This window comes from Ruania albidiflava DSM 18029, assembly GCF_000421225.1.
Classification (GTDB): Bacteria; Actinomycetota; Actinomycetes; order Actinomycetales; family Beutenbergiaceae; genus Ruania; species Ruania albidiflava.
In genome coordinates, this window is the sequence record NZ_ATWL01000023.1 from 14582 (window position 1) to 37117 (window position 22536).

The 22536-nt window shown below is 71.4% G+C and carries 20 protein-coding genes; 7 read left to right on the forward strand and 13 right to left on the reverse strand.

Annotation, left to right across the window (positions count from 1 at the left end; genetic code table 11):
* Positions 1–53: 53 nt before the first annotated feature.
* The 10 genes from K338_RS0117485 to K338_RS0117525 all read right to left on the reverse strand — a co-directional run bounded on the left by K338_RS0117485 (position 54) and on the right by K338_RS0117525 (position 11629).
* The gene (locus K338_RS0117485) at positions 54–473 is read right to left on the reverse strand and encodes a CoA-binding protein (protein WP_022919455.1); all 420 of its coding nucleotides are present in this window, start codon (positions 471–473) and stop codon (positions 54–56) included.
* A gap of 34 nt (positions 474–507) precedes the next feature.
* The gene (locus tag K338_RS23660) at positions 508–813 is read right to left on the reverse strand and encodes a hypothetical protein (protein WP_051154966.1); all 306 of its coding nucleotides are present in this window, start codon (positions 811–813) and stop codon (positions 508–510) included.
* Positions 814–815: 2 nt separating this feature from the next.
* A complete protein-coding gene (locus K338_RS23665; RefSeq protein ID WP_051154968.1) occupies positions 816–1937 on the reverse strand; it encodes a TFIIB-type zinc ribbon-containing protein in 1122 nt (373 codons plus the stop codon).
* 428 nt (positions 1938–2365) lie between these two features.
* A complete protein-coding gene (locus K338_RS0117495) occupies positions 2366–3676 on the reverse strand; it encodes an SHOCT domain-containing protein (protein ID WP_022919458.1) in 1311 nt (436 codons plus the stop codon).
* Positions 3677–3843: 167 nt separating this feature from the next.
* Positions 3844–4809 carry an LCP family protein gene (locus tag K338_RS23670; protein WP_022919459.1) on the reverse strand — a complete coding sequence of 322 codons (966 nt, stop codon included), beginning with the start codon at positions 4807–4809 and terminating at the stop codon, positions 3844–3846.
* Positions 4810–5301: 492 nt separating this feature from the next.
* On the reverse strand, positions 5302–6489 hold the full coding sequence (locus K338_RS23675) for an LCP family protein (RefSeq protein ID WP_022919460.1): 1188 nt from the start codon (positions 6487–6489) through the stop codon (positions 5302–5304).
* A gap of 38 nt (positions 6490–6527) precedes the next feature.
* The gene (locus K338_RS24775) at positions 6528–8237 is read right to left on the reverse strand and encodes an AfsR/SARP family transcriptional regulator (protein ID WP_022919461.1); all 1710 of its coding nucleotides are present in this window, start codon (positions 8235–8237) and stop codon (positions 6528–6530) included.
* 194 nt (positions 8238–8431) lie between these two features.
* Entirely contained in the window at positions 8432–10417 is a 1986-nt protein-coding gene (locus K338_RS0117515) for a DUF6541 family protein (protein WP_022919462.1), read from the reverse strand.
* Positions 10414–10914 carry a DUF2304 domain-containing protein gene (locus K338_RS23685; protein WP_022919463.1) on the reverse strand — a complete coding sequence of 167 codons (501 nt, stop codon included), beginning with the start codon at positions 10912–10914 and terminating at the stop codon, positions 10414–10416. Before K338_RS23685 ends, K338_RS0117515 begins: the two co-directional genes overlap by 4 nt.
* A 40-nt stretch (positions 10915–10954) precedes the next feature.
* Positions 10955–11629 carry a glycosyltransferase family 2 protein gene (locus tag K338_RS0117525; RefSeq protein ID WP_051154970.1) on the reverse strand — a complete coding sequence of 225 codons (675 nt, stop codon included), beginning with the start codon at positions 11627–11629 and terminating at the stop codon, positions 10955–10957.
* Positions 11630–11815: 186 nt separating this feature from the next.
* Between K338_RS0117525 and K338_RS0117530 the strand changes: the two genes are divergently transcribed.
* From K338_RS0117530 to K338_RS0117560, 7 genes are all read left to right on the forward strand, one after another.
* Positions 11816–12418, forward strand: coding sequence for an acyltransferase (locus K338_RS0117530; RefSeq protein WP_022919465.1), 603 nt, complete (start codon positions 11816–11818; stop codon positions 12416–12418).
* Positions 12415–13524, forward strand: a complete 1110-nt coding sequence (locus tag K338_RS0117535) for a DegT/DnrJ/EryC1/StrS family aminotransferase (protein WP_022919466.1) — start codon at positions 12415–12417, stop codon at positions 13522–13524. The genes K338_RS0117530 and K338_RS0117535 overlap by 4 nt, the downstream gene beginning before the upstream one ends.
* 1 nt (position 13525) lies before the next feature.
* Entirely contained in the window at positions 13526–14515 is a 990-nt protein-coding gene (locus K338_RS0117540) for a Gfo/Idh/MocA family protein (RefSeq protein WP_027286991.1), read from the forward strand.
* Entirely contained in the window at positions 14512–15795 is a 1284-nt protein-coding gene (locus K338_RS0117545; protein WP_022919468.1) for a glycosyltransferase, read from the forward strand. The genes K338_RS0117540 and K338_RS0117545 overlap by 4 nt, the downstream gene beginning before the upstream one ends.
* Before the next feature lie 194 nt (positions 15796–15989).
* Complete coding sequence (locus K338_RS0117550; protein ID WP_338100852.1) at positions 15990–17804, forward strand: ABC transporter ATP-binding protein; 1815 nt, start codon at positions 15990–15992, stop codon at positions 17802–17804.
* Positions 17801–19198: a glycosyltransferase gene (locus K338_RS0117555; protein WP_022919470.1), complete on the forward strand. Its 1398-nt coding sequence runs from the start codon at positions 17801–17803 to the stop codon at positions 19196–19198. The genes K338_RS0117550 and K338_RS0117555 overlap by 4 nt, the downstream gene beginning before the upstream one ends.
* The gene (locus K338_RS0117560) at positions 19195–20328 is read left to right on the forward strand and encodes a glycosyltransferase family protein (RefSeq protein WP_022919471.1); all 1134 of its coding nucleotides are present in this window, start codon (positions 19195–19197) and stop codon (positions 20326–20328) included. Before K338_RS0117555 ends, K338_RS0117560 begins: the two co-directional genes overlap by 4 nt.
* Here the strand turns inward: K338_RS0117560 and K338_RS24780 are convergent.
* The 3 genes from K338_RS24780 to K338_RS0117575 all read right to left on the reverse strand — a co-directional run.
* Positions 20325–21047 carry a GNAT family N-acetyltransferase gene (locus tag K338_RS24780; protein WP_022919472.1) on the reverse strand — a complete coding sequence of 241 codons (723 nt, stop codon included), beginning with the start codon at positions 21045–21047 and terminating at the stop codon, positions 20325–20327. The genes K338_RS0117560 and K338_RS24780 overlap by 4 nt on opposite strands.
* Before the next feature lie 83 nt (positions 21048–21130).
* Positions 21131–22195 (reverse strand): non-hydrolyzing UDP-N-acetylglucosamine 2-epimerase, encoded by a 1065-nt coding sequence (gene wecB / locus K338_RS0117570; RefSeq protein WP_022919473.1) that lies wholly within the window; start codon positions 22193–22195, stop codon positions 21131–21133.
* A gap of 27 nt (positions 22196–22222) precedes the next feature.
* Positions 22223–22536, reverse strand: a 314-nt coding sequence (locus K338_RS0117575; protein ID WP_022918298.1) for an integrase core domain-containing protein, incomplete at its 5' end; no start/stop codon positions are given.

The window sequence follows — 22536 nt, forward strand, 5'->3', positions numbered from 1 at the left end:
CGCCACCGACCCGGGCGCTGGGCACCCGAAGACCGCTGGGCATCCGACTGGCGTCAGGACAGCCCGAGTGCTGGCCCTTCGATCGCCGGGCAAGTGTCCATGACCACGTCCAGCCCGGCCGCTGCTGCCCGCGCGGCTGCTGCTTCGTCGATCACGCCCAGCTGCAGCCACACCGCCCCGGCACCGATCGCGATCGCCTGGTCCACCACGGCGCCCGCGAGGGACGAGTTCACGAACACGTCCACCACGTCTACCGGCGCTGGCACCTGGGACAGGTCGCTCACCCCGGGAGCCCCGTGCACCGTCTCGGCTTTCGGGTGCACCGGGACGATCTCCTGGTGCAGGTTGCGCTGCAGGTACCGGGCCACCCCGTAGGCGGCGCGGGCGGTGTTGGTCGACAGTCCCACCACCGCCCACCGGCCTGTGGTGGTGAGCAGACGTCGGATCACCTCAGGGTCGTTGCGGTGGCTCACCTGGCCTCCCTCCTGTGTGCAGCGTCCTGACCAGTCAGGGGAACTGGATGTTGAACCCAGAGCTGCCATAGTCCCGGCTGTTCGCACCAGTCATCTTCTTGTTCTTCAGACCGGTGCGGGTGCGCACGTAGTCGTTGCGTTCGCGCAGGTTGTCCATCGTGGCCTCAGTCTCGGTGGCGTGGCGGTGCCGCTTGTCCACGTTTCGGTAGCGCAGGAAGATCATCGCGTAGAAGAGAGGGCCAGCAAGCAGGAACAGCAGCCCGAACCAGCTGCCGTCCTCGATGGAGGAAGAGCCGCTGGCCAGGATCGGCCCGCCGTCGGCAAGGATCGTGATCGACATCGTCACCCCAGGAACAGGAACATCAGGGCCGCGAAGATCCCGACGACCTCCACGGCTGCGGACACGAGCAGGAGCTTGGGCCGGTTGACGGGCACTGACCCCATCGTCTCGCCGGTGCGGGCGTTGACGGCGACATAGTGCTGGAAGGTGCTGCCGTCCCTCTTCTGCTGGTGATAGCTGTACAACCAGACCGGCAGGTAGGCCGAGGCCCACCGTTGCCCGACAAGCGTGATCTTCTCGTCGTCCCAGCGCACCCCGCGATCGTAGAAGCCCAACGTCTGGTGTGCGTGGTAGCGCACGATGTCCCGCGCCTGGGTCTTCGCGATCGGCAGCAGGTCCTCCCGGTTGGTGTCCCGGCGCTCGGAGGTGAACCCGGACAGGTAGTTGGAGTCGTACCGCACCGAGTTCTCCACGTCGAACGGCATCACCGCGTTGATGATGTTGTTCGTGTTCGTGTTGACGTCGAAGTCGCGGCGTTCCTGGGAGGACTCCACGGTCAGGTCGTTGATGTACAGGTCGAAGTCGCGGCCCACGTTGTACAGGTCGGCGTCGTAGCGGCGCTCGGTGTCGTTGCCACGCTTGACCGTATAGCTGCGGGTCTGGTGCTCGCCCTGCCCGGTGAGGGTGGCGTGGGTATTCAGGTCCACCACCATGTAGGGCAGGTAGACGCCCATCACGTTCGTCGGGTCGAACTCCTTGAGGAAGCGCGGGTTGGCGAACGTGCGCCGCTTCTTCACGAACGCCCGGATGGCGGTGACCGCCTGCTCCTTCGGGATGGAGAACGGCAGCACCATGTCCGGTACGGCCCCGTTGGGGATCTGCTGGTTCATCGAGAGCGTGTTGCGGCACCAGTGGCAGCGTGCCTGCGTGCTCTCCGCAGTGTTGATCACCACCTCCGCCCCGCACGCGGTGCACTTGAAGGTGAGCACGTCGTCGGTGGAGGGGATGATGTCCTGTGCACCGGAGCCGACCTCGACGCCGGTGAGCCCCTTGATCTCTGCGTTGATGCCGAGCACCTCGTCAGCGGACTCGGCGCTCCACTCATACCGGCAGAAGGCGCACCGGAGCAGGCCGGTGCGCGCGTTCAGGGAGATCTCGGTGGCGCCACAGCGGGCACACTTCACCAGACCGTCGACGGCGTCGGCGTCCGTGTCGATGATCCGGGCACCGTGCGTAGGGGGTGCTGCTGGTGCGAGTCCCGCTGGTCCGGCCGATGGCGTCTCAGGTGAGGCGGGGGGCGGCGCCCCGGGTGGGGCGGCTGGTGGCGTGCCTGGTGGTGCGGTGGCCTGGGCGGTCGTGCCGGGGCCAGCCTGGGTCGCCGGGGCCGGCGGGTGGCTCCCAGGGTGCGGCTGCACCCCCGGGGGCGGCGGCAGCGACGACCCGCTGGGCGGGGGCGGCGGCCCTGCGCTCCCGGTGGGCGGTGGTGGTGGGACAGGGCTGCCAGTGGGCGGCGGGTACTGACCACCCGGTGACGGTGGATGGCCGTGGCCGGCGGCTGGGTAACCGGTCGGCCCTTGGCCGACCGGCCGGTTCTGCTCTGCCACGCCGCTCCCTACAGCCCGAGAGCGCGGGCCTTGGCCGCGTCGTAGTCGTCCTGGGTGATCAGCCCCTGGTCCAGCATCTGCTTGTACTGGGCCAGCTTGGCGACGGGGTCCTCGGCTGCGGGCGGCGAGGACTGCGGCGCGGGTGGAGACTGCGGCGCGGGCGGCGAGGACTGCGGCGCCGGTGGCTGCTGCCCGCCCTGGGGCGGGTACCCTTGCGGGCCGCCCTGCGGTGGGTACCCTTGCGGACCACCTTGGGGCGGGTAGCCGCCTTGTGGTGGGTAGCCACCTACCGGCTGCTGGAACCCTGCGGCGGCACCACCGGCAGCGTTCATCCCCATGCCCATGAAGGCCAGTCCGTCACCGCCACCGCTCTCGCCTGCAGCCTGGAACCCGCGGGCAGCGGCCTGCTGCATGAACGAGTTGCCTCGAGCGCCGCGCAGGGCATCGGCCTTCTTCACGTCGCTGAGCAGCTCGCGGGTGTCCTCGTCGTACTCGATCGCCTGGATGGCGACCTTGGCGATCGTCAGCCCGCGGTCGGAGGTCCAGCGGTAGCCCTGCTCAACCGCAGCGCTCAGCGACTCGGCGAAGCCGACCGAGTCGGACTGGATCCGGGCGATCCGGTTGCCCTTGTTCGGGTCGTTGGTGTACATCGAGAACGCGGCCGCCAGCGAGCCGACCACCTCGTTGAACAGCTGCGCCGCAGCGTCGTTGTCCAGGTCGGAGAAGTCGAACACCCGTGGGCTGGCGCCCAGGTAGGTCAGTGGCACGAACTGCCGCACCAGCAGGATCGGGTCCACGATCCGCAGCGTGTAGCTGCCTCGGGTGATCGCCCCGACCTGGGCGCCCAGGTAGGCGTCGTCCCAGTAGATCTCCGACTGGGTGCCGAACCGGTTGTTCGGGATCTCCTTGAGGTTCACGTAGAACGCCTGCTGGCGAGAGCCGGGCTGGCCGCCGAACTTGAACCGTTCCCAGGAGGTGGTCACGGTCGGGCTGAGCAGCCCGTTACCGGCGAAGATGGACTGGGAGTTCTGGTCGGTGGAGGTGTAGATGAACCCGCCGGGCTCGGCGACGAACCCGGTGAGCTGACCGTCCTGGAACGTGACCAGCCCATAGCCCTCGGGCACCACGATGCGCGAACCGTTGGTGATGATGTGCTCCGAGCCCTGGGTGTTCGACCCGCGGCCGGCGTTCTGCCCCTGCGCGACTGCCGGGAAGATCGCCGCAGTAGGCGCCAGGTTGCGGGGCGGGACCAGGAAGTCTTTCCACTGGTCGGCCATCGTGCCGCCGAGCGCACCGGCGAACGCCTTGATGAATCCCATCAGTTTCCTCCGTCAGGTCTGCCAGGGCCGGCTGACGCTGAGTCACGGGCCGCCACCAGGGCGTGCCGGAAGCGCTCGCCAAGCACCGTCTCGCAAAGCATTGACGATAGCAGCGCCCCAGGGCAGGACAGGCCAGCTTCGGCGGTACAGCGTACCGTGACCGAGCCTCAGTACTCCTGCAGGTCAGCTTCGGTGACGATCCCGTCGGACACCGCCTGCCAGAACGCGGGTCCCCGTTCGGAGTCCAGCAGCACGGTCGAGCCCACCCCGCCGGGTCGGTAGTCCAGGTCGCTGATCGGCGGGCTGCCGTGCACGCCGTCCTGCATCACCGAACGGAACGTGAGCGCCATCCGGCCCAGGTCGATGATGCCGGTCTCGTCGGAGACCAGCACCGCGCCCAGCCCGGCGTCGATCAGGGCGACCTGGTCACCAGGCCGCACGAGCAGCGACGGGGTGGCCACCTTCGCGCTGATCGCCTTGATCACCTGCTGCTGACGCTGGTTGCGGCCGATGTCCCCGAGCGGATCGGCGTGGCGCATCCGCGCGAACGCCAGCGCGGTCTCGCCGTCGGCCGGGTGGCAGCCGGCTTCCCACTCCAGGTGCGAGTCTGCGTCGTCGACGTCGTAGTCCAGGCACAGCTCCACCCCGCCGACCGCGTCCACGAGGTCGGCCACCCCACCCATGCCGATCTCGACGAAGTGGTCGACGGTGATGCCGGTGAGCTGCTCCACCGTCTGCACCAGCAGCTCTGGACCGCCGAAGGAGTAGGCGGCGTTCAGCTTGTTCGGCCCGTACCCGGGGATCTCCACGAACGTGTCCCGGGGGAGGGAGATCAGCGAGGGTGTGCCGCTCTCCGGCGCGGTGAGCAGCATGATCGTGTCGGCCCGCTGCCCTTCGGTGGAGTCGGTCAGGTGGGAGCCCTCCCGGGAGTCTGAGCCAGCGAGCAGGTAGGTGGTGCCAGGTGTGGGGGAGGCGTCGCTGAGCGCGGTCACGTGCTGGATCTGCCCGTTCGCCCAGATCAGCAGGCCCACCGGCCAGGCGAGCACGAGCACCAGCAGCAGCACGAGCACCAGCAGCACTCGCCGACGGCGGACCTTGGCTCGGGAGCGAGGCTTGCCGGGGGGAGCGCTCACCGCGGGCTGGTGTGGCCGGGGTGGTCCTCCCGGCCCGCCGGGGCTACCGGGTGTCGCGGCCGACTGGCCGGGTGGGCGCGTGGGCATCACGCGAGTCGCTGTGGGGGAGTTGCTGCCCCTGTCGATCCGCTGGCCGGACCCGGGAGCGAAGCTCGGCGGCGGCTGCCTGCGGACCCCGGGTGGCGCCTGGGTGCGCGGCCGCGGGGGCACCCGCCGCGGTGCGCCTTGGGGTCGATCCCCGGGCCCGTCAGCAGGCAGGGGACGGGCCGACCCACCGGTGCGCGCTCGACTGGACCCCGACGGGCCACGCCGCCGTCCGGGGGCGCGGCGCGGCTGGTCGGCGAACGGGTCGCCGGGCTCGGGTGGGTTCTGGTCTGTCATCCGCTCGTGCTCTCCGGGTGGGGAAGTGCTGGGCTGCCGGTGCCGGCGTCTGGGGTCGAGAGTAGAGCGCGCAGCGGGCGTGCTCCGGTACCGCCACGCAGTGCCGTCCGGTCAGCCCTGCCCGTCTCCGACGCCGGTGTCCGCGGTGCCGCCGTCGTCGGCGGGCTCGTCGGCGTCGGCGTCGTCCTGCTCGTCCTCCGGCAGTGCCATCGGTTCGTCGGCGCGGATGGAGTCCCACAGCTCAGCGGACAGGTAGTTGGGGCGCACCCGGTTGCCGGCCCAGTCGAACGGGACGGTCGCGAAGTTCACGTCCGCCATGTCGATGTCCCGCAGCGAGTACGCCAACCCGGCCATCGCAGTGAGATCGCCGATCTCCTCCCCGGTGGTCAACGAGGAGGTGGCGGCTCGCAGGAACCGATACAGCTCGCCGGAGTCGGTGAGGAGGTTGCGGGAGAGCACCTGGTCCACCATGTTCGTCAGCAGCTCCTGCTGCCGACCGATGCGGCCGATGTCCGAACCGTCCATCCCGGGCCCCTTCCGGGCGCGGGCAAAGGCGACCGCCGTCTCGCCGTCCAGGGTGTGGCAACCAGCGGAGATGTTCAGGTTCGCCTTGTCCGAGACCATGTCCTCCTCGAAGCACATCTCCACACCGCCGATGGCGTCGACCATGCGCTCCATGCCAGCCATGTCCACGATCACGAAGTCGTCGACCGGCACGTCGGTCATGTTCTCGAAGGTCTTGATCGTGCACGCCGCGGCATAGCCGAGGTCGCCGCTGTTCGCACCGAGTGCGAACGGCACGTTCCACATCCGGTTCTCGTCGCTCCACCCATAGCCTTCGAGCCGGGCCTGTGTTTCGCTGCCGTCCGGCATCGGGCAGCTGGGGATGTCTACCACCAGGTCGCGCGGGATAGAAACGACATCCACCCGGGACCGGTCGGCGGCCACGTGCACCAGCAGCGTGGTGTCCGAGCGCATGCCCTCCACGTCCCCGCCGCCGATCGCCTGGTTGTCACCATCGCGGGAGTCCGAGCCCATCACCAGGATGTTGTACTCGTTGCCGGCGTTCGGGTCGTCCGGGTTCGCCGGCTCGCGGGTGGGCCGGTCCGAGCCGAGGATGTCATCGACGTCGTGCCGCTCGATGCCGCTCTGCAACGTCTGGTAGGCGAATGCGGCCCCGGTGCCGGTGAATGCGAGCACCCCGACGAGCGCGACCAGCAGACCGCGGACCAGCGGGTGGTCGCCGCGTCCGGCGGAGTGCCGCGGTCCCCGGTGGGTGCGGGTGTCAGAGGTAGCCATCGTGACGATCGTAGGCGGCAACTGCGCCGGACGGGCGGCTACCTGGCAAGCATCCCGGGGAGATTGTGTGGAGGTCGGAGACCCCGGTCACAGCGCGACGAGGTGGACAAGGGGAAGTCCACGCGCCGGTACTGGGACAGGCTCTCCTGCCGGTACCAGCTCGCCCGCATCGTCTCGCCCAGCTGGTCGGCGGCCTCGGCCAGCCGGCTGCTGGCCCGCCCAGCCAGGCCCCAGGCACCCGCCTGCCGGGCATGCCGGAGCGCTTCGCGGGCATGCACAGTGGCCCGGTCCGGGTCGCCGTCCAGCAGTGCCGCCTTCGCGGCGGACCCCTCCGCCAGCGCGACCAGTGGTGGCCGGCCCTGCTGGTGGCCCAACCGCACCGCGCGCCGGTACCACCGGTGTGCTTCGTCCTGGCCGGCATCGCGCAGTGCGCAGGCCAGGTCCACCATCACCACACTCTGCAAGATGGCCGCATCTGCCCGCTGGGCGAGCCGGAGCGCCTCACGGGCGAAGGAGACCGCCTCCTCGTGCTGCTGGTGCAACCGGACCACGATGCTGTGCGCACGCCACCACATCCCAGCCAGCAGCGGGTTGTTGGCTGCGTTCGGACGGCGTCCGTCCTCGAGCAGCGCCAGCGCACCGTCGGCGTCCTTCATGTGGGTGAGCACGATCGCGCGCACGATCCGCAACCGGTCCGAGGGCTGCGCACCGGGGTAGGTCTGCTGTGCCTCTTCGAGCAGGCGTAGCGCACGACGCAGGTCTCCCACCTTGCTCATCTCCATCGCCAGCTGCTGCAGCACAGCACGGTGCGAGCGCAGCGGTCCGTGCAGCCGGTACTGCGCCTCAGCCCGGAACAGCAGCTCCAGTGACTCCTCCAGGTGCCCGGTGGCACCCAACAGCATGCCGAGCTGCCGTTGCACCATCGCCCGCTCCTCGGCGCACCGAGCAGCGGACAGCCGTTCGCGCAACAGGTGCTCCTCGGCGCAGCCTGCCCCACCCGGTGGCTCGTCACCGGCGTCCTCAGCGACTAGCGAGTGGATCGCCTCCAACGCCGGGCCCGGGACTGCGCCCAGCTCGGTGGCGAGGGTGTCGCGTGCCGCGGTGTAGACCTCGGCGGCCTGCGCGTGCTCGCCGAGGCGGAACAGCGCCGTCATCCGCAGCGTGTGCAGGCGCTCGCGGGTGGGGTGGGCGCAGCTGGCGCGCACCAGGTGCTCGAGCAGCTCGTGGTGCTCTCCGCGGTCCAGCCGGTGCTGTGCCCGCGTCTCCTCGACCAGCAGGTACAGCTCGGTCAGCCGATGCCGCTCCGCATCCACCAGCGGATGGTCCACTCCCGGGTAGGGCTCCCCGCACCAGGCAGCGGCTGCCTCGTCCAACCGGGTGAGCAGCTCCGTCTCGTGGGTGCCGTCGCTGTGCGCGGCCAGGGTGCCGGACGCGAGCCGGTCGAACCGCCAGACGTCCACGGCCTCCGGGTGCAGGTGCAGCCGGTAGCCGTCAGGTCCCGCTTCGATGCATCCGGCACCGAGGCGTCCACGCAGCCGGTGCACGTGCACGTGCAGCCGGGATGCAGCGGCCCCTGGTGGCGCTCCCGGCCAGAGTGCCTCGCTGAGCACACCGGCAGGGACCCAGCGGCCGTGGCTGCTGGCCAGCAGCGCCAGCAGTGTTCGCTGCAGCTCCCCGGCCAGCTGCACCGGTCCGGCCTCAGCGAAGATCTCGAACTGCCCGATGACGCAGATCGTGGGTTTCCCCATGTGAATGCTCCAGTGCCCCTGCACGTGTGGATGGACCGCCCCCTGCGTGTCGATCTGACCGATTGTCCGCACAAATGCAGATATGTCAATGGTTTACTCATCGACGCAGTGTTGTCGGAAGTTCGTGCCGTGCCTGCCGGTGCCGAGCGCCCGGGTGCCGGGAGCGGTACCGGCCCCCGCAGTCCGGGCTGCTCTCAGCAGGGCGGCAGCTCGAGGATTCGTGCTGTTCCCGCCTCGGCGACCAGCCGGGCCCCCGGCAGCTGCACCTCGTTCAACGCCTGGTACCGGGGGCTCGCCTGGTAGGGCTGGCTGTCTTGATACAGGTACCGCACCCCGAGCGCCTCCCGCGCGGGACACGATGCCGGGGAGCCCAGGTTCTCCAGGTGCTCCATCAGGGCGGTCTGCTGCGGTGACCAGACCTGCCCGGCGACCGGGAACACCACCGGCTGCCCCCGCAGGGAGTACAGCAGCGGCGTCCCGGCGAACGGGCTGCCGAGCACGCGGGCGTCTGGATCGAGATCCACACTGGCGATCATCGCCAGCTCGGCCGAGTCGGCGAACCGCGGCTCATCGGTGCGGTCGGGGTCGAAGACCTTCTCGGTGCGGTGCGTGGTGTACACCGACGACGTCACTGCCAGCACGCACACCACCAGGGCGGTGCCCCACACCGTCGCCAGCCGGCGCAGCAGCAACCGCGCCCCCCGCGGCTCCCGGCCGCCGGTGCTCTGCGTGCCGGTGCGGCCCAGCGCCACCCGGGGGCGCAGCGACTGGCGGCCGGGGGTGAACCCGCCGACCCGGCCCAGCACGTCGGCCCAGCCGATCACACCCAGCGGCAGGGTGATCATCGCCGCCACGACCGACAGCCGCGCCGCGCTGGAGTACCACAGGCCGGACAGCCCGGCCGGGCTTCCGAGAGCGGCGTCCAGGTAGGTCACCCAGACCAGCAGCAGCGCCCCGAGCACCCAGGTTCGGCCGCGCCGGTGCGCCAGCCACGCGCCCCACGGCGCCAGGAACAGCACCAGCGCCGAGGACGGTGTGGCCCACAGGCTGTACCAGCCGGTGAGGATCTCCGCCAGCGCCACCAACGGCGGGTTCACCACGCTGCCGGTGTACCCGGTCACCGAGGCGGACAGCGGGCTGACCAGGAACACCACCGCACCGGCAAGCACCAGTGCGGTCAGCACCACCGGCACCACCACGGCACGCAGCCGTCTTCCCGCCTGCCACCACCGGCGGGCGAAGTCGGCCACCACCCAGGCCAGCGCCGGCACAGCGAGCAGCACCACGGCCAGGAACGCGTTCGGGTGGGTGAGCCCGAGCCCGGCGCCGGCGCCCAGCAGCACCACCAGCACCGCGGAGCGGGCGCCTGCGGCAGTGGGCCGTTCCCGCACCAGCATCCGCAGCACGAACGCCACCACACCGGGCACCATCGCGAACGCGGCAGCGTTCGGCAGGTGGCCCCACCCCACCCACAGCGAGGAGGGTGTGGGTGTGATGACCCCGGCGAGCACCGCCGTCACCATCGGGACCCACCTGCTGCCCGGGAGCAGCTCGCGCACCAGGGCCGCGCAGCCCAGCACCCAGACCGGCCCGGCGAACAACGAGGCCGCCACGATCAGCGTTGCCGGTGGGCTCACCGCCGGCAGCAGCGTGGCGAACGCGTGCCAGGCCGCCGGGTAGATCGCATCCTGCCCGCTGCCGTAGGACAGTGCACCGAGAGTGAGGGAGGAGGCGGAGCCGGACTGCTCCACCAGCCGCAGCGCGCTCAGGTGGTAGATCGCGTCCCAGCGCTGCAGGACCGAGTCCGGGCCGCCGGTGCCGGCCCACACGTCCACCATCGCCAGCAGGCTTCCGGCGACGACGGCGATCCCCAGCAGCGTACGTGGCTCACCACTGCGCGGCGTGGGTCGGAACAGCGCCTCCATCGCACGCATCGCGAACCCCACGGCTACGGCACCGAAGGCTCCGACCAGGGCCGGGGCCAACCCCCAGCGCACCCCGAGCGCGGCGGCGCCGATCGCGGCGATGCCGTAGGCGGCTACGGAGACCACCGGGGCCAGCGCCAGCAGGGTCAGGCCGCGCAGCCGCACCAGCCGCAGCGCGAGCATGCCGGGGGCGAACAGCAGCACACCACCGACCGCGAAGGCCCAGCCGGCGGCCAGGACGGTCGTGCTGGTCACGAGGCGTCGGGGCCCTGCACGGGACCGGGAGGCTCGGGTGCGGCCTCAGCGGAGGACGAGGCGTCCGCCTGCTCGCCCGCAGCGGCCGGTGGGCTGGCCAGGCCCGGGTGAGCTGCCCCGTCTGGCTCCTGGTGCGCCGTGGGCAGGCCGGCGCGCTCCAGCCGGGCCTCGGTGAGCGCCAGCTCGCGGGTGAGCTCGGTGATCCTCCGGTCCGTTCCCTTCATCCGGCGGTAGGTGGTGGCGATGAAGGACAGGAACGCGATCACCAGCAGGTACAGCAGCAGGTCGGTGCCGCGGTTCACCCCCACGGTGTGCGCGATCCGGCTGAGGATGGTGGGGAAGAGGATCGCGGCCGCGGTGACCAGGGCGAACAGGGCCAGCAGCACGCGGCGCACCGCCTGGTGCCGGGCGTCGGCGGTGGAGCGGGTGAGCAGCACGGTCACCACGGCCACGCCGAGCAGGAGGAGGACCTGGATCCAGATCTTCTCCTCGTTCATCGCCTTCTCACCCTCGGCTCGTGCTGGCTGGTCCTGCGGCTCATCGGAACACCAGGTCCACCAGGATGTTCACCGCGTTCAGCAGCGACTGGCCCTTGCTCTTGGAGTAGTCGGTGTAGAGCACGTGCACCGGGTGCTCTGCCCACGGTAGCCGGGTGCGGCCCAGCTGGAGCACGATCTCCGAGGCGTGCGCCATCCGGTTCTGCTTCAGCGACACGCCGGCGGCGGCGTCCCGGCGGATCACCCGCAGCCCGTTGTGCGCATCGGTCAGCCGCAGCCCGGTGGTCTGGTTCGTGGCCCACACCGCGGTCTTCAGCACGATCCGCTTCGCCCAGCCGGCCTTGGTGCGCTCGTCCAGGAACCGGGAGCCGAACACGACCGCCAGGTCCTCCTCGCGCGCCTTGCGCACCATCGCCTCAGCGTCGGCGACCTGGTGCTGGCCGTCGGCGTCGAAGGTGACCAGGTAGCGGGCAGCGGTCTGCGCGAGGACGAAGTCGATCCCGGTCTGCAGCGCCGCTCCCTGGCCGAGGTTGGTGGCGTGCCGGACCACCAGGGCGCCGGCGCCCTCCGCGGCCTCGATGGAGGCATCGGTGGAGCCGTCGTCGATGCAGACCACGTGCGCGAAGGTGGTGTGCAGGTCCGCGACCACGTCGGCGATGACGGCGGCCTCGTTGTACAACGGCACCACGATCCAGGTGTCGTCGAAGGAGGCCATGGCCGGCATTCTTCCAGCACCGGCGGCGATCGCGTGCCAGGCGGCGCCGCCCCGCGCCCCCTGCCTGCCCGCACGCGCACGAGGAGGTGGGGCGCATCGGGTGTACCGCGCGTTGCAGTGCTGACACGCGGCACACCCGGTGTGGGAGACTGCCGACGCAGCCAGTCCCACCCGAGAAGGAAGCCTATGATCGTCGATTCCGCCGAGGTGGATCCCACTGCGCAGATCGGTGCCGAGGCCAGCATCTGGCAGCTCGCCCAGGTGCGGGAGAACGCGGTGGTCGGGGCCGGATGCATCATCGGCCGCGGCGCCTACATCGGTTCCGGAGTGCACATGGGCGAGAACTGCAAGGTGCAGAACTACGCGCTCGTCTACGAGCCCGCCCACCTCGAGGACGGTGTGTTCATCGGCCCCGCCGCAGTGCTCACCAACGACACCTACCCGCGCGCGATCAACTCTGACGGCACCCGCAAGTCCGGCGCCGACTGGGAACCGGTGGGCGTCACGCTGCGCCGCGGCGCGAGCGTGGGGGCACGGGCGGTGTGCGTGGCACCGGTGACGATCGGCGCCTGGGCCACAGTGGCCGCCGGAGCGGTGGTCACCAAGGACGTGCCCGACCACGCGCTGGTCGCCGGTGTGCCCGCCCGCCGGGTCGGCTGGGTCGGCACCGCCGGGGTGCCGTTGCGCGAGGACGCACCGGGGGCGTGGTCCTGCCCGGTCACCGGGGAGCGGTACCAGGAGAATGACGGCGTGCTCACTGCCACCAGCCAGAACGAGGAGACCAGGTGAACCAGGCGACGATCCCCGCGGCCAAGCCGATCGTGGGGGAGGAGGAGCGGGCCGCCGTCGACGCGGTGCTCGCCAGCGGCATGATCGCCCAGGGCCCGCAGGTGGCCGCGTTCGAGGAGGAGTTCGCCACCGCGCTGGTGGCCGGGCGCACCTGCGTGGCGGTCAGCTCCGGCACCTCCGGGCTGCACCTGGGCCTGCTCGCCGCCGGCATCGGACCCGGGGACGAGGTGATCGTTCCCTCCTTCACCTTCGCCGCCACCGCCAACTCCGTGGCCCTGACCGGCGCCACCCCGGTGTTCGCCGACATCGAGCCGGACACCTTCTGCCTGGCCCCGGCCGCCGTGGCGGCCGCCATCAGCGACCGCACCAAGGCCGTCATGCCGGTGCACCTGTACGGCCACCCGGCGGACATGGACGCCCTGGTCGCGCTCGCGGCCGAGCGGGACCTGGCGATCTTCGAGGACGCCGCCCAGGCGCACGGCGCGATCTGGCAGGGCGCCCCGGTGGGCACCTTCGGCACGTTCGCGATGTTCTCCCTGTACCCCACGAAGAACATGACCTCCGGCGAGGGCGGCATGGTCTCGGCCGGCACCGAGGAGGTGGCCCGGAACCTGCGACTGCTGCGCAACCAGGGCATGGAGCGCCAGTACGCCAACGAGATCATCGGCTTCAACGCCCGGATGACCGACATCCACGCCGCCATCGGCCGGGTGCAGCTGACCAAGCTGCCCGCCTGGACCGCCACCCGGCAGGCGAACGCCGCCTTCCTGGACGCCCACCTCGAGGGTGTGGTCACACCGACCGTGCGGGAGGGTGCCACGCACGTCTACCACCAGTACACGATCCGCCTGGCTGGGGCGACCGGCACCGAGCGGGACTCCTTCGCCGATCGGCTCCGCGAGCGGGGCGTGGGCTGCGGGGTGTACTACCCGATCCCGAACCACCACCTGGACTCCCTCACCCGATATGCCCCCGACCACGAGCTCCCGGTCACCGAGCAGGCCGCGGCGGAGGTGCTCTCCCTGCCGGTGCACCCCAGCCTGAGCGAGGCCGACCTGGAGACCATCACGACCGCCGTCAACGATCTCGCGAAGGCAGGTGCCTGACGTGGCCAACCTCAGGGCAGGCCTGATCGGCCTGGGCATGATGGGCCGGCACCACGCGCGGGTGCTGCGCCAGCTGGACGGGGTGGACCTGGTCGCCGTGGCCGACCCGGCCGGCGACCCGCACCACGTGGCCGGTCCGCTCGAGGTGCTCCCGGACGTGCACGCGCTGATCGCCGCCGGCATCGACTACGCCATGGTCGCCGCGCCGACAAGGTTCCACACCGAGACCGGGCTGGCGCTGGCCGAGGCCGGGGTGCACACACTGATCGAGAAGCCGCTCGCCTCCGACACTGCGGGCGCCCAGCGGCTGGCCGATGCGTTCGAGGCCGCCGGGCTGGTCGGCGCCGTGGGGCACATCGAGCGGTACAACCCGGCGCTGCAGTCGCTGCGGGCCCGGCTGGAGGCCGGTGAGCTCGGTGAGGTGTACCAGATCGCCACCCGCCGGCAGGGCCCGTTCCCGTCCCGGATCGCCGACGTCGGTGTGGTCAAGGACCTGGCCACCCACGACATCGACCTCACCGCCTGGGTCGCCCAGCGGGAGTTCACCTCGGTCGCTGCCCGCACCGCCTACAAGTCCGGCCGCGAGCACGAGGACCTCGTGGCCGTGACCGGTTCGCTGACCGGGCCCGTGGTGACCAACCACCTGGTGAACTGGCTCTCGCCGATGAAGGAACGGGTCACCGTGGTCACCGGGGAGAAGGGCGCGTTCGTCGCGGACACCCTGCTGGCGGACCTGACGTTCCACGCCAACGGCGAGATCGCCACCCGGTGGGACGACGTCGCCCAGTTCCGCGGCGTCTCCGAAGGGGACATGATCCGGTTCGCCATCGACAAGCCCGAACCGCTGCGCACCGAGCACGAGAACTTCCGGGACGCGATCCTGGGCCAGGACACCGACATCGTCACCATGGCCCAGGGCCTGAACACGGTGCGGGTGGCCGAGGCGGTGCTGGAGTCCGCCGCCACCGGGCGCACTGTCGAGCTGCGGTGAGCGCTCGGCGCCTCCGGCGCTCCCGCGGGCTGCGGGTCACCCTGGTGAGCCGGATCTTCCTCCCCGAGCCGTCGGCCGCCTCGTTCCGGCTCGCTGCGCTGGTGCGGGCCCTTGCCGACGACGGCGCTCGCGTGGATGTGCTCACCACGTCACCGGGGCCAGGGGTCGAGCAGGTGGAGGGGGCACCTAGCGGTGCCATGCCCGCGCGGGTGCGGCGCGCGCCGGTGCTGCGGGATGCCACCGGATACGTGCGCGGCTACCTGCCCTACCTGAGCTTCGACGTGCCGCTGCTCTGGCGGCTGCTGCGCACCCGGCGGCCGGACGTGGTGGTGGTCGAGCCGCCGCCGACCACCGGGGCTGTGGCCCGCCTGGTGTGCGCGCTGCGCCGGCTGCCGTACGTCTACTACGCCGCCGACGTGTGGTCCGATGCGTCCGCCGCCACCGGCGCCCCGGGCCTGGTGGTCCGACTGCTGCGGGCGGTGGAGCGGTTCGCGCTGCGGGGTGCGGCGGCGGTGCTGAGTGTGAACGAGGGTGTGAGCGAGCGGGTGCGCGAGCTCGGCGCCCGGCAGGTGGCCACGGTGGGCAACGGGGTGGACACCGGCATCTTCCACCGGACCGACACTCCTCACCCAGCAGACGACCGTCTGCAGCACGAATCGGAACCTGCGGCATGGCAGAAGGACCAGCAGGTGCCAAATCGCACTGCAGACGACCGTCCAGGTGGGTCCGAGGGCCCGTTCTTGCTGTACGCCGGCACCGCCTCGGAGTGGCAGGGTGCGGAGATCTTCGCCCGGGCGATGCCCCGCGTATTGCGCGAGGTCCCGGACGCCCGGCTGGTCTACCTCGGCCAGGGCAGCTCCTGGCCGGCGCTGCGCGCGCTCGCCGACGAGCTGCCCGCCGGTGCGGTCCAGCTGCGTGACCCGGTGGACGCTGCCACCTCCGCGGTCTGGCAGCGCGCCGCCCGCGCGGCCGTGGTCAGCCTCAAGCCCGGCATCGGCTACGACTTCGCGATGCCCACGAAGATGTTCGCCGCCCTGGGTTGCGGCACCCCGGTGCTCTTCGCCGGTCCAGGCCCGGCCGGGGAGCTGGTGCGCACCGAGAACCTGGGCCAGGCCACCGACTACGACGTCGAGGAGGTGGCCGCGGCGATGATCACCGCCCTGCGCAGCCCGCCACCCGCGGCGGAGCGCGACCGGCTCGCCGCCTGGACGCACCAGCACCGGTCGCTCGCTGCCGTGGGTCGCCGGGGCGCCGAGGTGGTTGCGGCTGCTGCGCGTTGACTGACGAGCCGTGATCGGCGCCTACTGCCACAGCGCGGCGATCGGCATCGCCCAGAGCCGGTCGCCGAGCGGGTAGGTCGTCGTTTCCGCTGCACGCGGCGGGCGTGCCCGGTCACTGCACCGGCTCACCTACGCATAGGGTTTGGCTCAGGCCGCGCCCAAACACTGGGCCGGCACCAGGACCAGAGGAGGAGGTGAGCCGCGTGGGTGCGTTGTGGCAGGTGATGCGCGACCTGCTCGCGGTGCTGCCGCGCGGCTCCAGCCGGTTCATCCTCGTCTTTGCCGGCGCCACGTCCGCACTGGCGATCCTGGACGTCGCCGCCCTCGGCCTGCTCGCCCTCACGCTGTCCCCGATGCTCACCCAGCAGCCACTGAACCTGCCGGTGATCGGCGAGATCCCACCGGAGAAGCTGCCGTACCTGCTGATCGGCGTCGGCGCCCTGATCATCGCCAAGAGCGTGCTGGCGATCGGGCTGCAGTGGTTGGCCACCCGCCGGTTCGCGATCTTCGAGCAGGAGCTCAGCGCCCGGCTGCTGGACTCCTTCTTCCGCTCGCCATGGACCGAACGGCTCGGGCGCAACTCCAACGACGTGATCCGCTCCACCGACGTCGGTGTGGCCTCCACCGTGACCGGCGTGCTCATCCCGGCCGCGATGCTGTCCGGGGAGATCTTCACCTTCGTGGCCGTGCTGGCGGTGCTGATCGTGGCCGAACCGCTGATCGCCGCGGTCGCGATCGTCTACTTCGGTCTGATCGGCGCCGTGCTGTACCTGTGGGTGCTGCGCAAGGCGGTCGCCGCCGGTCGGCGCAACCGGGACCACTCCACCCGCTCGGTGCGCCTGCTCTCGGAGATGGTGCACTCGCTGAAGGAGATCACCCTGCGCGGCAAGGGCCCGGAGGTGGCCGCCGTGGTCTGGGACGAGCGGCTGATCGCCTCCCGCGCCCGGGCGAACATGTCCTTCCTCGGCGTGATCCCCCGGTACGTGCTCGAGGCCGGGCTGATCGGCGGCCTCGCCCTCGGTGCGGTGGTCGGCTACCTGCAGTCCGGGCAGCAGTTTACCGGGGCGCTGAGCGCGGTGGCGCTGTTCGCGGTGGCGGGGTTCCGGATCGTGCCTTCTCTCACCCGGTTCCAGTCGATCATGGCCCAGACCGGTGCCTCGATGCCCTATGCCCACCAGGTGCTGGACGAGATCCGCAAGGGCGCCGACCGCACCCCGGACAGCGTCGAGGTCACCGCCACAGAACCGGTGCCGGCCGATGCCACCTCGGTGCACCTGCAGGACGTCTCCTTCGCCTACCCCGGCAGCGACACCGACGCCGTGCACCAGGTCACCCTGGACCTGCCGTTCGGCCACTCGCTGGCGCTGGTCGGTGCCTCCGGGTCCGGCAAGTCCACCCTCGTGGACCTGCTCCTCGGCCTGCTCGAACCCACCGACGGGCAGATCTTCGTGGGTGACGTGCCGATGCCCCGCGTGCTCGCCGACTGGCGCTCCCGGGTGGGTTACGTGCCCCAGGAGGTGTCCCTGTTCGACTCCACGGTGGCGCAGAACGTGGCGCTCACCTGGGACCCGGACTCGGTGGACGAGGAGAAGGTGCGCCGTGCCCTGGCCCGCGCCCAGCTGCTGGACGTGATCGACGCCCGGCCCGGCGGCATCCACGCCCGGGTGGGGGAGCGCGGTCTGGCGCTCTCCGGTGGGCAGCGGCAACGGCTGGGCATCGCCCGCGCCCTGTACACCGATCCGCTGGTGCTGGTGATGGACGAGGCCACCTCGGCGCTGGACACCTCCACCGAGGCTGCGGTCACCCAGGCGATCGCCGACCTGGCCGGTGAGGTGACCATCGTGGTGGTCGCCCACCGGCTGGCCACGATCCGGCACAGCGACACCGTCTGCTTCATGCGAGACGGTGCTCTTGTCACGCACGGCACGTTCGCCGAGGTGGTCGCCTCCGAACCCGACTTCGCCGAGCAGGCAGCCCTGGCCGGCCTGCACCCGGAGGAGGCCGAGTGACCGAACCGCAGCTGCCCCGGATCCGGGGCCGGGCGCCACGTGTGCTGTCCCTGGTGTACAACGACGCCAGCAACGACTCCCGGGTGCTGAAGACCGCCGCGTCGCTGCAGCAGGCAGGCGCCCAGGTGCAGATCCTCGGCTCGGCCCGGGACCTGGCCGGGCATCCGGCCGGCGTGGTCCAGGTGCGTGGTCTGCGGGTGCGCCGGGTGCCCGACCTGATCGTGCCGCTCGTGTTCCCCCGCCTCACCCGCCTGTGGCGGCGGCTGGCCGGTAAGGATCCGGTCACGGGGCAGCGTGCAGCCGCCGACGACGGCGCCACCGCCGGGGCAAGGTCGGTTACCGGTCCGGGGGCGCAGGTGGGGGAGCGGGCGCCTGCGGCGCCCAGTGCCGCCGCCCGGGCGAAGGTGTTCGCCGCCGACGCCTGGATGCGGCTCTACCAGACCTGCCGGCTGGGCTTCTGGTGGAAGGGGGCCGTGGGTGAGGGGCGCAGGCTCCGCCCGGACGTGGTGCACGCCAACGATGCCAACGCCCTGGTGCCCGCGCTGCTGATCGCCGCCGGCCGTCGCACCCGGATCGTCTACGACTCGCACGAGCTGTGGCGCCGCCGCAACACCCGGCAGGACAAGTGGCTCGCCCCGGCCGCCGAGGCCGTCATCGAGCGCATCGGGATCCGCCGGGCCGCCGGTGTGATCACCGTCTCGCCCTCGATCGCCGACTGGCTGCAGCACACCTACCGCCTGACCGAGAAGCCCAGCCTGGTACGCAACATCCCGGCCGCGACCGTCGTCCCCGACCCTGCTCGCGGCCGGCTGCGGGAGCTGACCGGGCTGCGCCGCGAGGACAAGATCATCGCCTACACCGGAGGTGTGACCACCGGCAGGGGCCTGGAGGAGACGGTGGACGCCGTCGCACACCTGCCCCGCGACGTGCACCTGGTGCTCCTCGGCCCGACCGACGCGACCTACACCGCTGGGCTGCTGCACCGAGCCGACGCGGCCGGGGTGGGCGACCGGGTGCACCTGGCCGGGGTGGTGCCCTACCCGGAGGTACCGCAGGCGTTGGCCGATGCGGACGTGGCGGTGGTGTTCGTGCGCCCGATCTGCCTGTCCTACACCTATTCGCTGCCGAACAAGCTGTTCGAGTCGATCCACGCCGGGCTGCCGATCGTTGCCGCGGACCTGCCGGACACTGCCGAGATCGTGCGCCGCTACGGCATCGGCGAGGTGTTCGCCCCCGAACGCCCGGACGAGCTCGCGGCCTCGATCACCCACATCCTCACCGGCGCGCAGGGCTACCGGGCCGCCTCCCGCCGGGCCGCCGCCGAGCTCACCTGGGAGCACGAGGCCGGAGTGCTCGTCGACCTGTACCGCCGCGCCCTGGAGGAGCTGCGATGACCCGCGACCGCCTGCTGATCATCAGCTACTCCCCGCTGCGCCGGGACGCCCGCGTGCTCCGCCAGATCCGCCTGTTCGCCGAGGACTACGAGGTGACCACCGTCGGCTACGGCCCGGCACCGGACGGGGTGGCCGACCACGTGCAGATCCCGGACGAGATCATCTACTGGCACAAGGACCGCCGGCTGCTCGCGGTCCGCGCCTACCAGCGGATGTACGACCGCATGCCGGTCACCCGGTTCCTGCGGGAGCGGCTGGAGACCGGTGGGCACGACATCATCCTGGCCAACGACGTGGACACTGTGCCGCTCGCCGTGACGCTGTCCCCCCGCAAAGGAGTGCACGCCGACCTGCACGAGTACTCCTCCCGGCAGCTCGAGGAACGCCGCGCGTGGCGGCTGGTGGTGGCGCCGTTCATCCGGTGGATGGTGCGCCGGTGGGTCACCAGGGCGGACTCGGTGACCACCGTCGGCGCCGGTCTTGCCGCCGAGTACGCCCGCGAGTTCGGGGTGCAGGCCGAGGTGGTGATGAATGCCCCGCACCACCGCAGCGACCTGGCGCCCACCCCGGTGGGCGAGCCGCTGCGGCTGGTGCACGCCGGGAACGGGGTGGCCACCCGGCTGGAGGTGATGCTGCAGGCGATGGACCTGATCACCGGCGGCGCCACCCTGGACCTGTACCTGATCGACCAGGGTGATGGCTATGTGCCCGGGCTGCGCCGCCGCTACGCCGACCACCCAGCGGTGCGCATCCACGATGCGGTGCCCGCCGGGGAGGTGGTGCCCACCCTGAACGGCTACGACGTGGGTGTCTACTCCCTGCCGCCGATCTCGTTCAACTTCCGCTGGGCGCTGCCGAACAAGTTCTTCGACTTCGTGCAGGCCCGCCTGGCTGTGCTCATCGGACCGAGCCCGGAGATGGCGGCGCTGGTGCGCGAGCACGATCTGGGTGCGGTCGCCGAGGACTTCACCCCGGAGGCGTTCGCCGCCGCGGTGGACGCGTTCACCGCCGAGCAGGTCGCAGCGGCCAAGGAGGCTGCCGATGCCGCCGCCGCGGTGCTCTGCGCCGAGCAGCAGGTGGCCGGCTGGGCCGAGCCGATCGCTGCACTGGCAGCCCGCGCCCGGCGCTAGCGCGGCCCTGGGGTCAGGTCCACGGTGCGGAACACGTGCGCAGTGCGGTAGCCCAACCGCTCGTACAGGCGGATCGCCGTCGTGTTGTCGTGGTCCACGCCCAGGGTGCACACCCCATTGACGGCGATCGCTCGCCTGGTCAGCTCGCTCACCAGGACAGCACCCAGGCCCTGGCCACGCCGGGACGGGTGGGTGAGGATCCCCGCCAGGTGGGGCGCCCCGGAGCCGAGGATGTGCACCGCGCCCACGGCCACCAGCTCCGGGTCGCGCACCCCGAGCCAGAGCCGGGCATACCCCCAGCCGGGGAAGCCCTCGAAACCCGTGTTGTGCTGCCGGCCGAAGGCCTCGATCTCCGCAGCGTCAGCCGTATCGTCCAGCTCCACCAGCTCCGGACCGGCGTAGGCACCGTCGGTGCCTGGTCCGCCCGGTGCCTGCTCGGTCCACATGTAGTGCCACTCACCCACACCGGTGCTGCGCCACCCCTGGGGGAGCTGCAACGCAGCCCCCGCCTGGGTGGAGAACCACTCCGGGGTGGCCCCGCGTGCCTGGGCGAGCGAGATCAAGGTGCGCAGCGCTGATCCCGCCACGGCTCCGCCGTCGTGATCTGTACCGATGAAGGCGCCGCCCCAGTGCTTCCCACCGGGCCGGAACGGGTGCAGGCACGCCCAACCGGCCGGGCCGGCCACCGCCAGCACCCGCTCGTCGGTGGCGGTGCGCACGTAGGCATCGTCCCCGGCGAGCGCCAGGAGCCCCGCCCGGTCGATCTGCTGCCAGTCGTACCTCGTCGGAGTGCCTCCGTATCTCAGAGCAGTGCCTGTGCGTGCTCGGCGAGCAGCACGTTCAGCACCCGCTCGGCAGCGTGCCCGTCACCGTACGGGGTGGCCTCGGTCGCCGGGGGAGCGGGCCGGCTGGCGGCGGCGGGGATGTCTGCGGGTTCGGCGAGCACGTTCCAGCCCAGCTGCACGGTCTCCACCCACTCGGTCTCGGTGCGCACGGTGGTGCACGGGGTGCGCAGCTCGAACGCCTCCTTCTGCAGCCCGCCGGAGTCGGTGATCACCCCGCGGGCCTGCGCGGCGGCGGCGATCAGGTCCGGGTAGCCGAGCGGGTCGGCCACGCGCACGGTGCCGCGTTCCAGCTCGGCGCCGGTGGCCCGCAGCCGCGGGTGGGCGAGCAGCAGCACCGGGTGGTCCACGGCCCCGAGACCGTCCAGGATCGCAGCGAGCCGGTCCGGGTCGTCGGTGTTCTCCGCCCGGTGGATGGTCGCCACCGAGTACTCCCCTGGGGTCAGGCCGGCAGCGGTGATCGCCTCCGGGACCCGGTCACGCACCGCAGCGGCCACCTGGTGCAGCACATCGGTCATCACGTCGCCGACCACCTGGGTGCGTGCCGCCAGGCCCTCGTCGGCAAGGTGGTCGGCAGCCACCTGGGTGGGGGCGAGCAGCACGTCCGCAGCATGGTCGGTGAGCACCCGGTTGTGCTCCTCGGGCATGCGCCGGTTGAACGAGCGCAGCCCGGCCTCCAGGTGGGCCAGCGGCAGGTGCAGCTTCACCGCGGCCAGGGCGGCGGCCAGCGTGGAGTTGGTGTCCCCGTAGACCAGCACCCAGTCCGGTGCGGCGTCGGACAGGGTCGCCTCCAGGCCGATGAGCATCCGCCCGGTCTGCTCCCCGTGCGAACCGGAGCCGATGCCCAGGTGCACGTCCGGGGTGGGGATGTGCAGCTCGTCGAAGAACACGTCCGACATCGCCGCGTCATAGTGCTGCCCGGTGTGCACGATCACGTGCTCCACCTGGCGTGCCCGGCAGGCCGCGGCCACCGGTGCCAGCTTGACGAACTGTGGGCGAGCCCCCACCACGCTCAGGATCTTCACGCTGGCGAGTCTAGGTGTACTCGGCCATCAGGTTGGTGACACTCGGCTGAGGGGCGGGAGGCCGCCGAGTGCGCTGTGGCGGCGTTCAGTGTTGTAGGTGTGCAGCCAGGGTGCAAGGGCGTCGCGGCGGGCTTGGTTGCTGGTGAAGACGTGGCGGTAGGCCCACTCGGTCTGCAGGGTGCGGTTGAACCGCTCGACCTTGCCGTTCTGCCAGGGGCAATGGGGCTTGATGAACTTCTGCTTCGCACCCAGATCGGCCAGGGCCTTGTGGACGTCGCGGCCGTGGCGGTAGGCGAAGGCGTTGTCGGTCATCACGCGTTCGATCCGGGTGATGCCCATGG

Bases quoted from the DNA above. Each gene is read 5' to 3' on its own strand.
- K338_RS0117525 (WP_051154970.1), bottom strand. From the start codon at position 11,629: ATGGCCTCCTTCGACGACACCTGGATCGTGGTGCCGTTGTACAACGAG.
- K338_RS23685 (WP_022919463.1), bottom strand. From the start codon at position 10,914: ATGAACGAGGAGAAGATCTGGATCCAGGTCCTCCTCCTGCTCGGCGTG.
- K338_RS0117560 (WP_022919471.1), top strand. From the start codon at position 19,195: ATGACCCGCGACCGCCTGCTGATCATCAGCTACTCCCCGCTGCGCCGG.
- K338_RS23660 (WP_051154966.1), bottom strand. From the start codon at position 813: ATGTCGATCACGATCCTTGCCGACGGCGGGCCGATCCTGGCCAGCGGC.
- K338_RS0117530 (WP_022919465.1), top strand. From the start codon at position 11,816: ATGATCGTCGATTCCGCCGAGGTGGATCCCACTGCGCAGATCGGTGCC.
- K338_RS24775 (WP_022919461.1), bottom strand. From the start codon at position 8,237: ATGGGGAAACCCACGATCTGCGTCATCGGGCAGTTCGAGATCTTCGCT.
- K338_RS0117495 (WP_022919458.1), bottom strand. From the start codon at position 3,676: ATGGGATTCATCAAGGCGTTCGCCGGTGCGCTCGGCGGCACGATGGCC.
- K338_RS23675 (WP_022919460.1), bottom strand. From the start codon at position 6,489: ATGGCTACCTCTGACACCCGCACCCACCGGGGACCGCGGCACTCCGCC.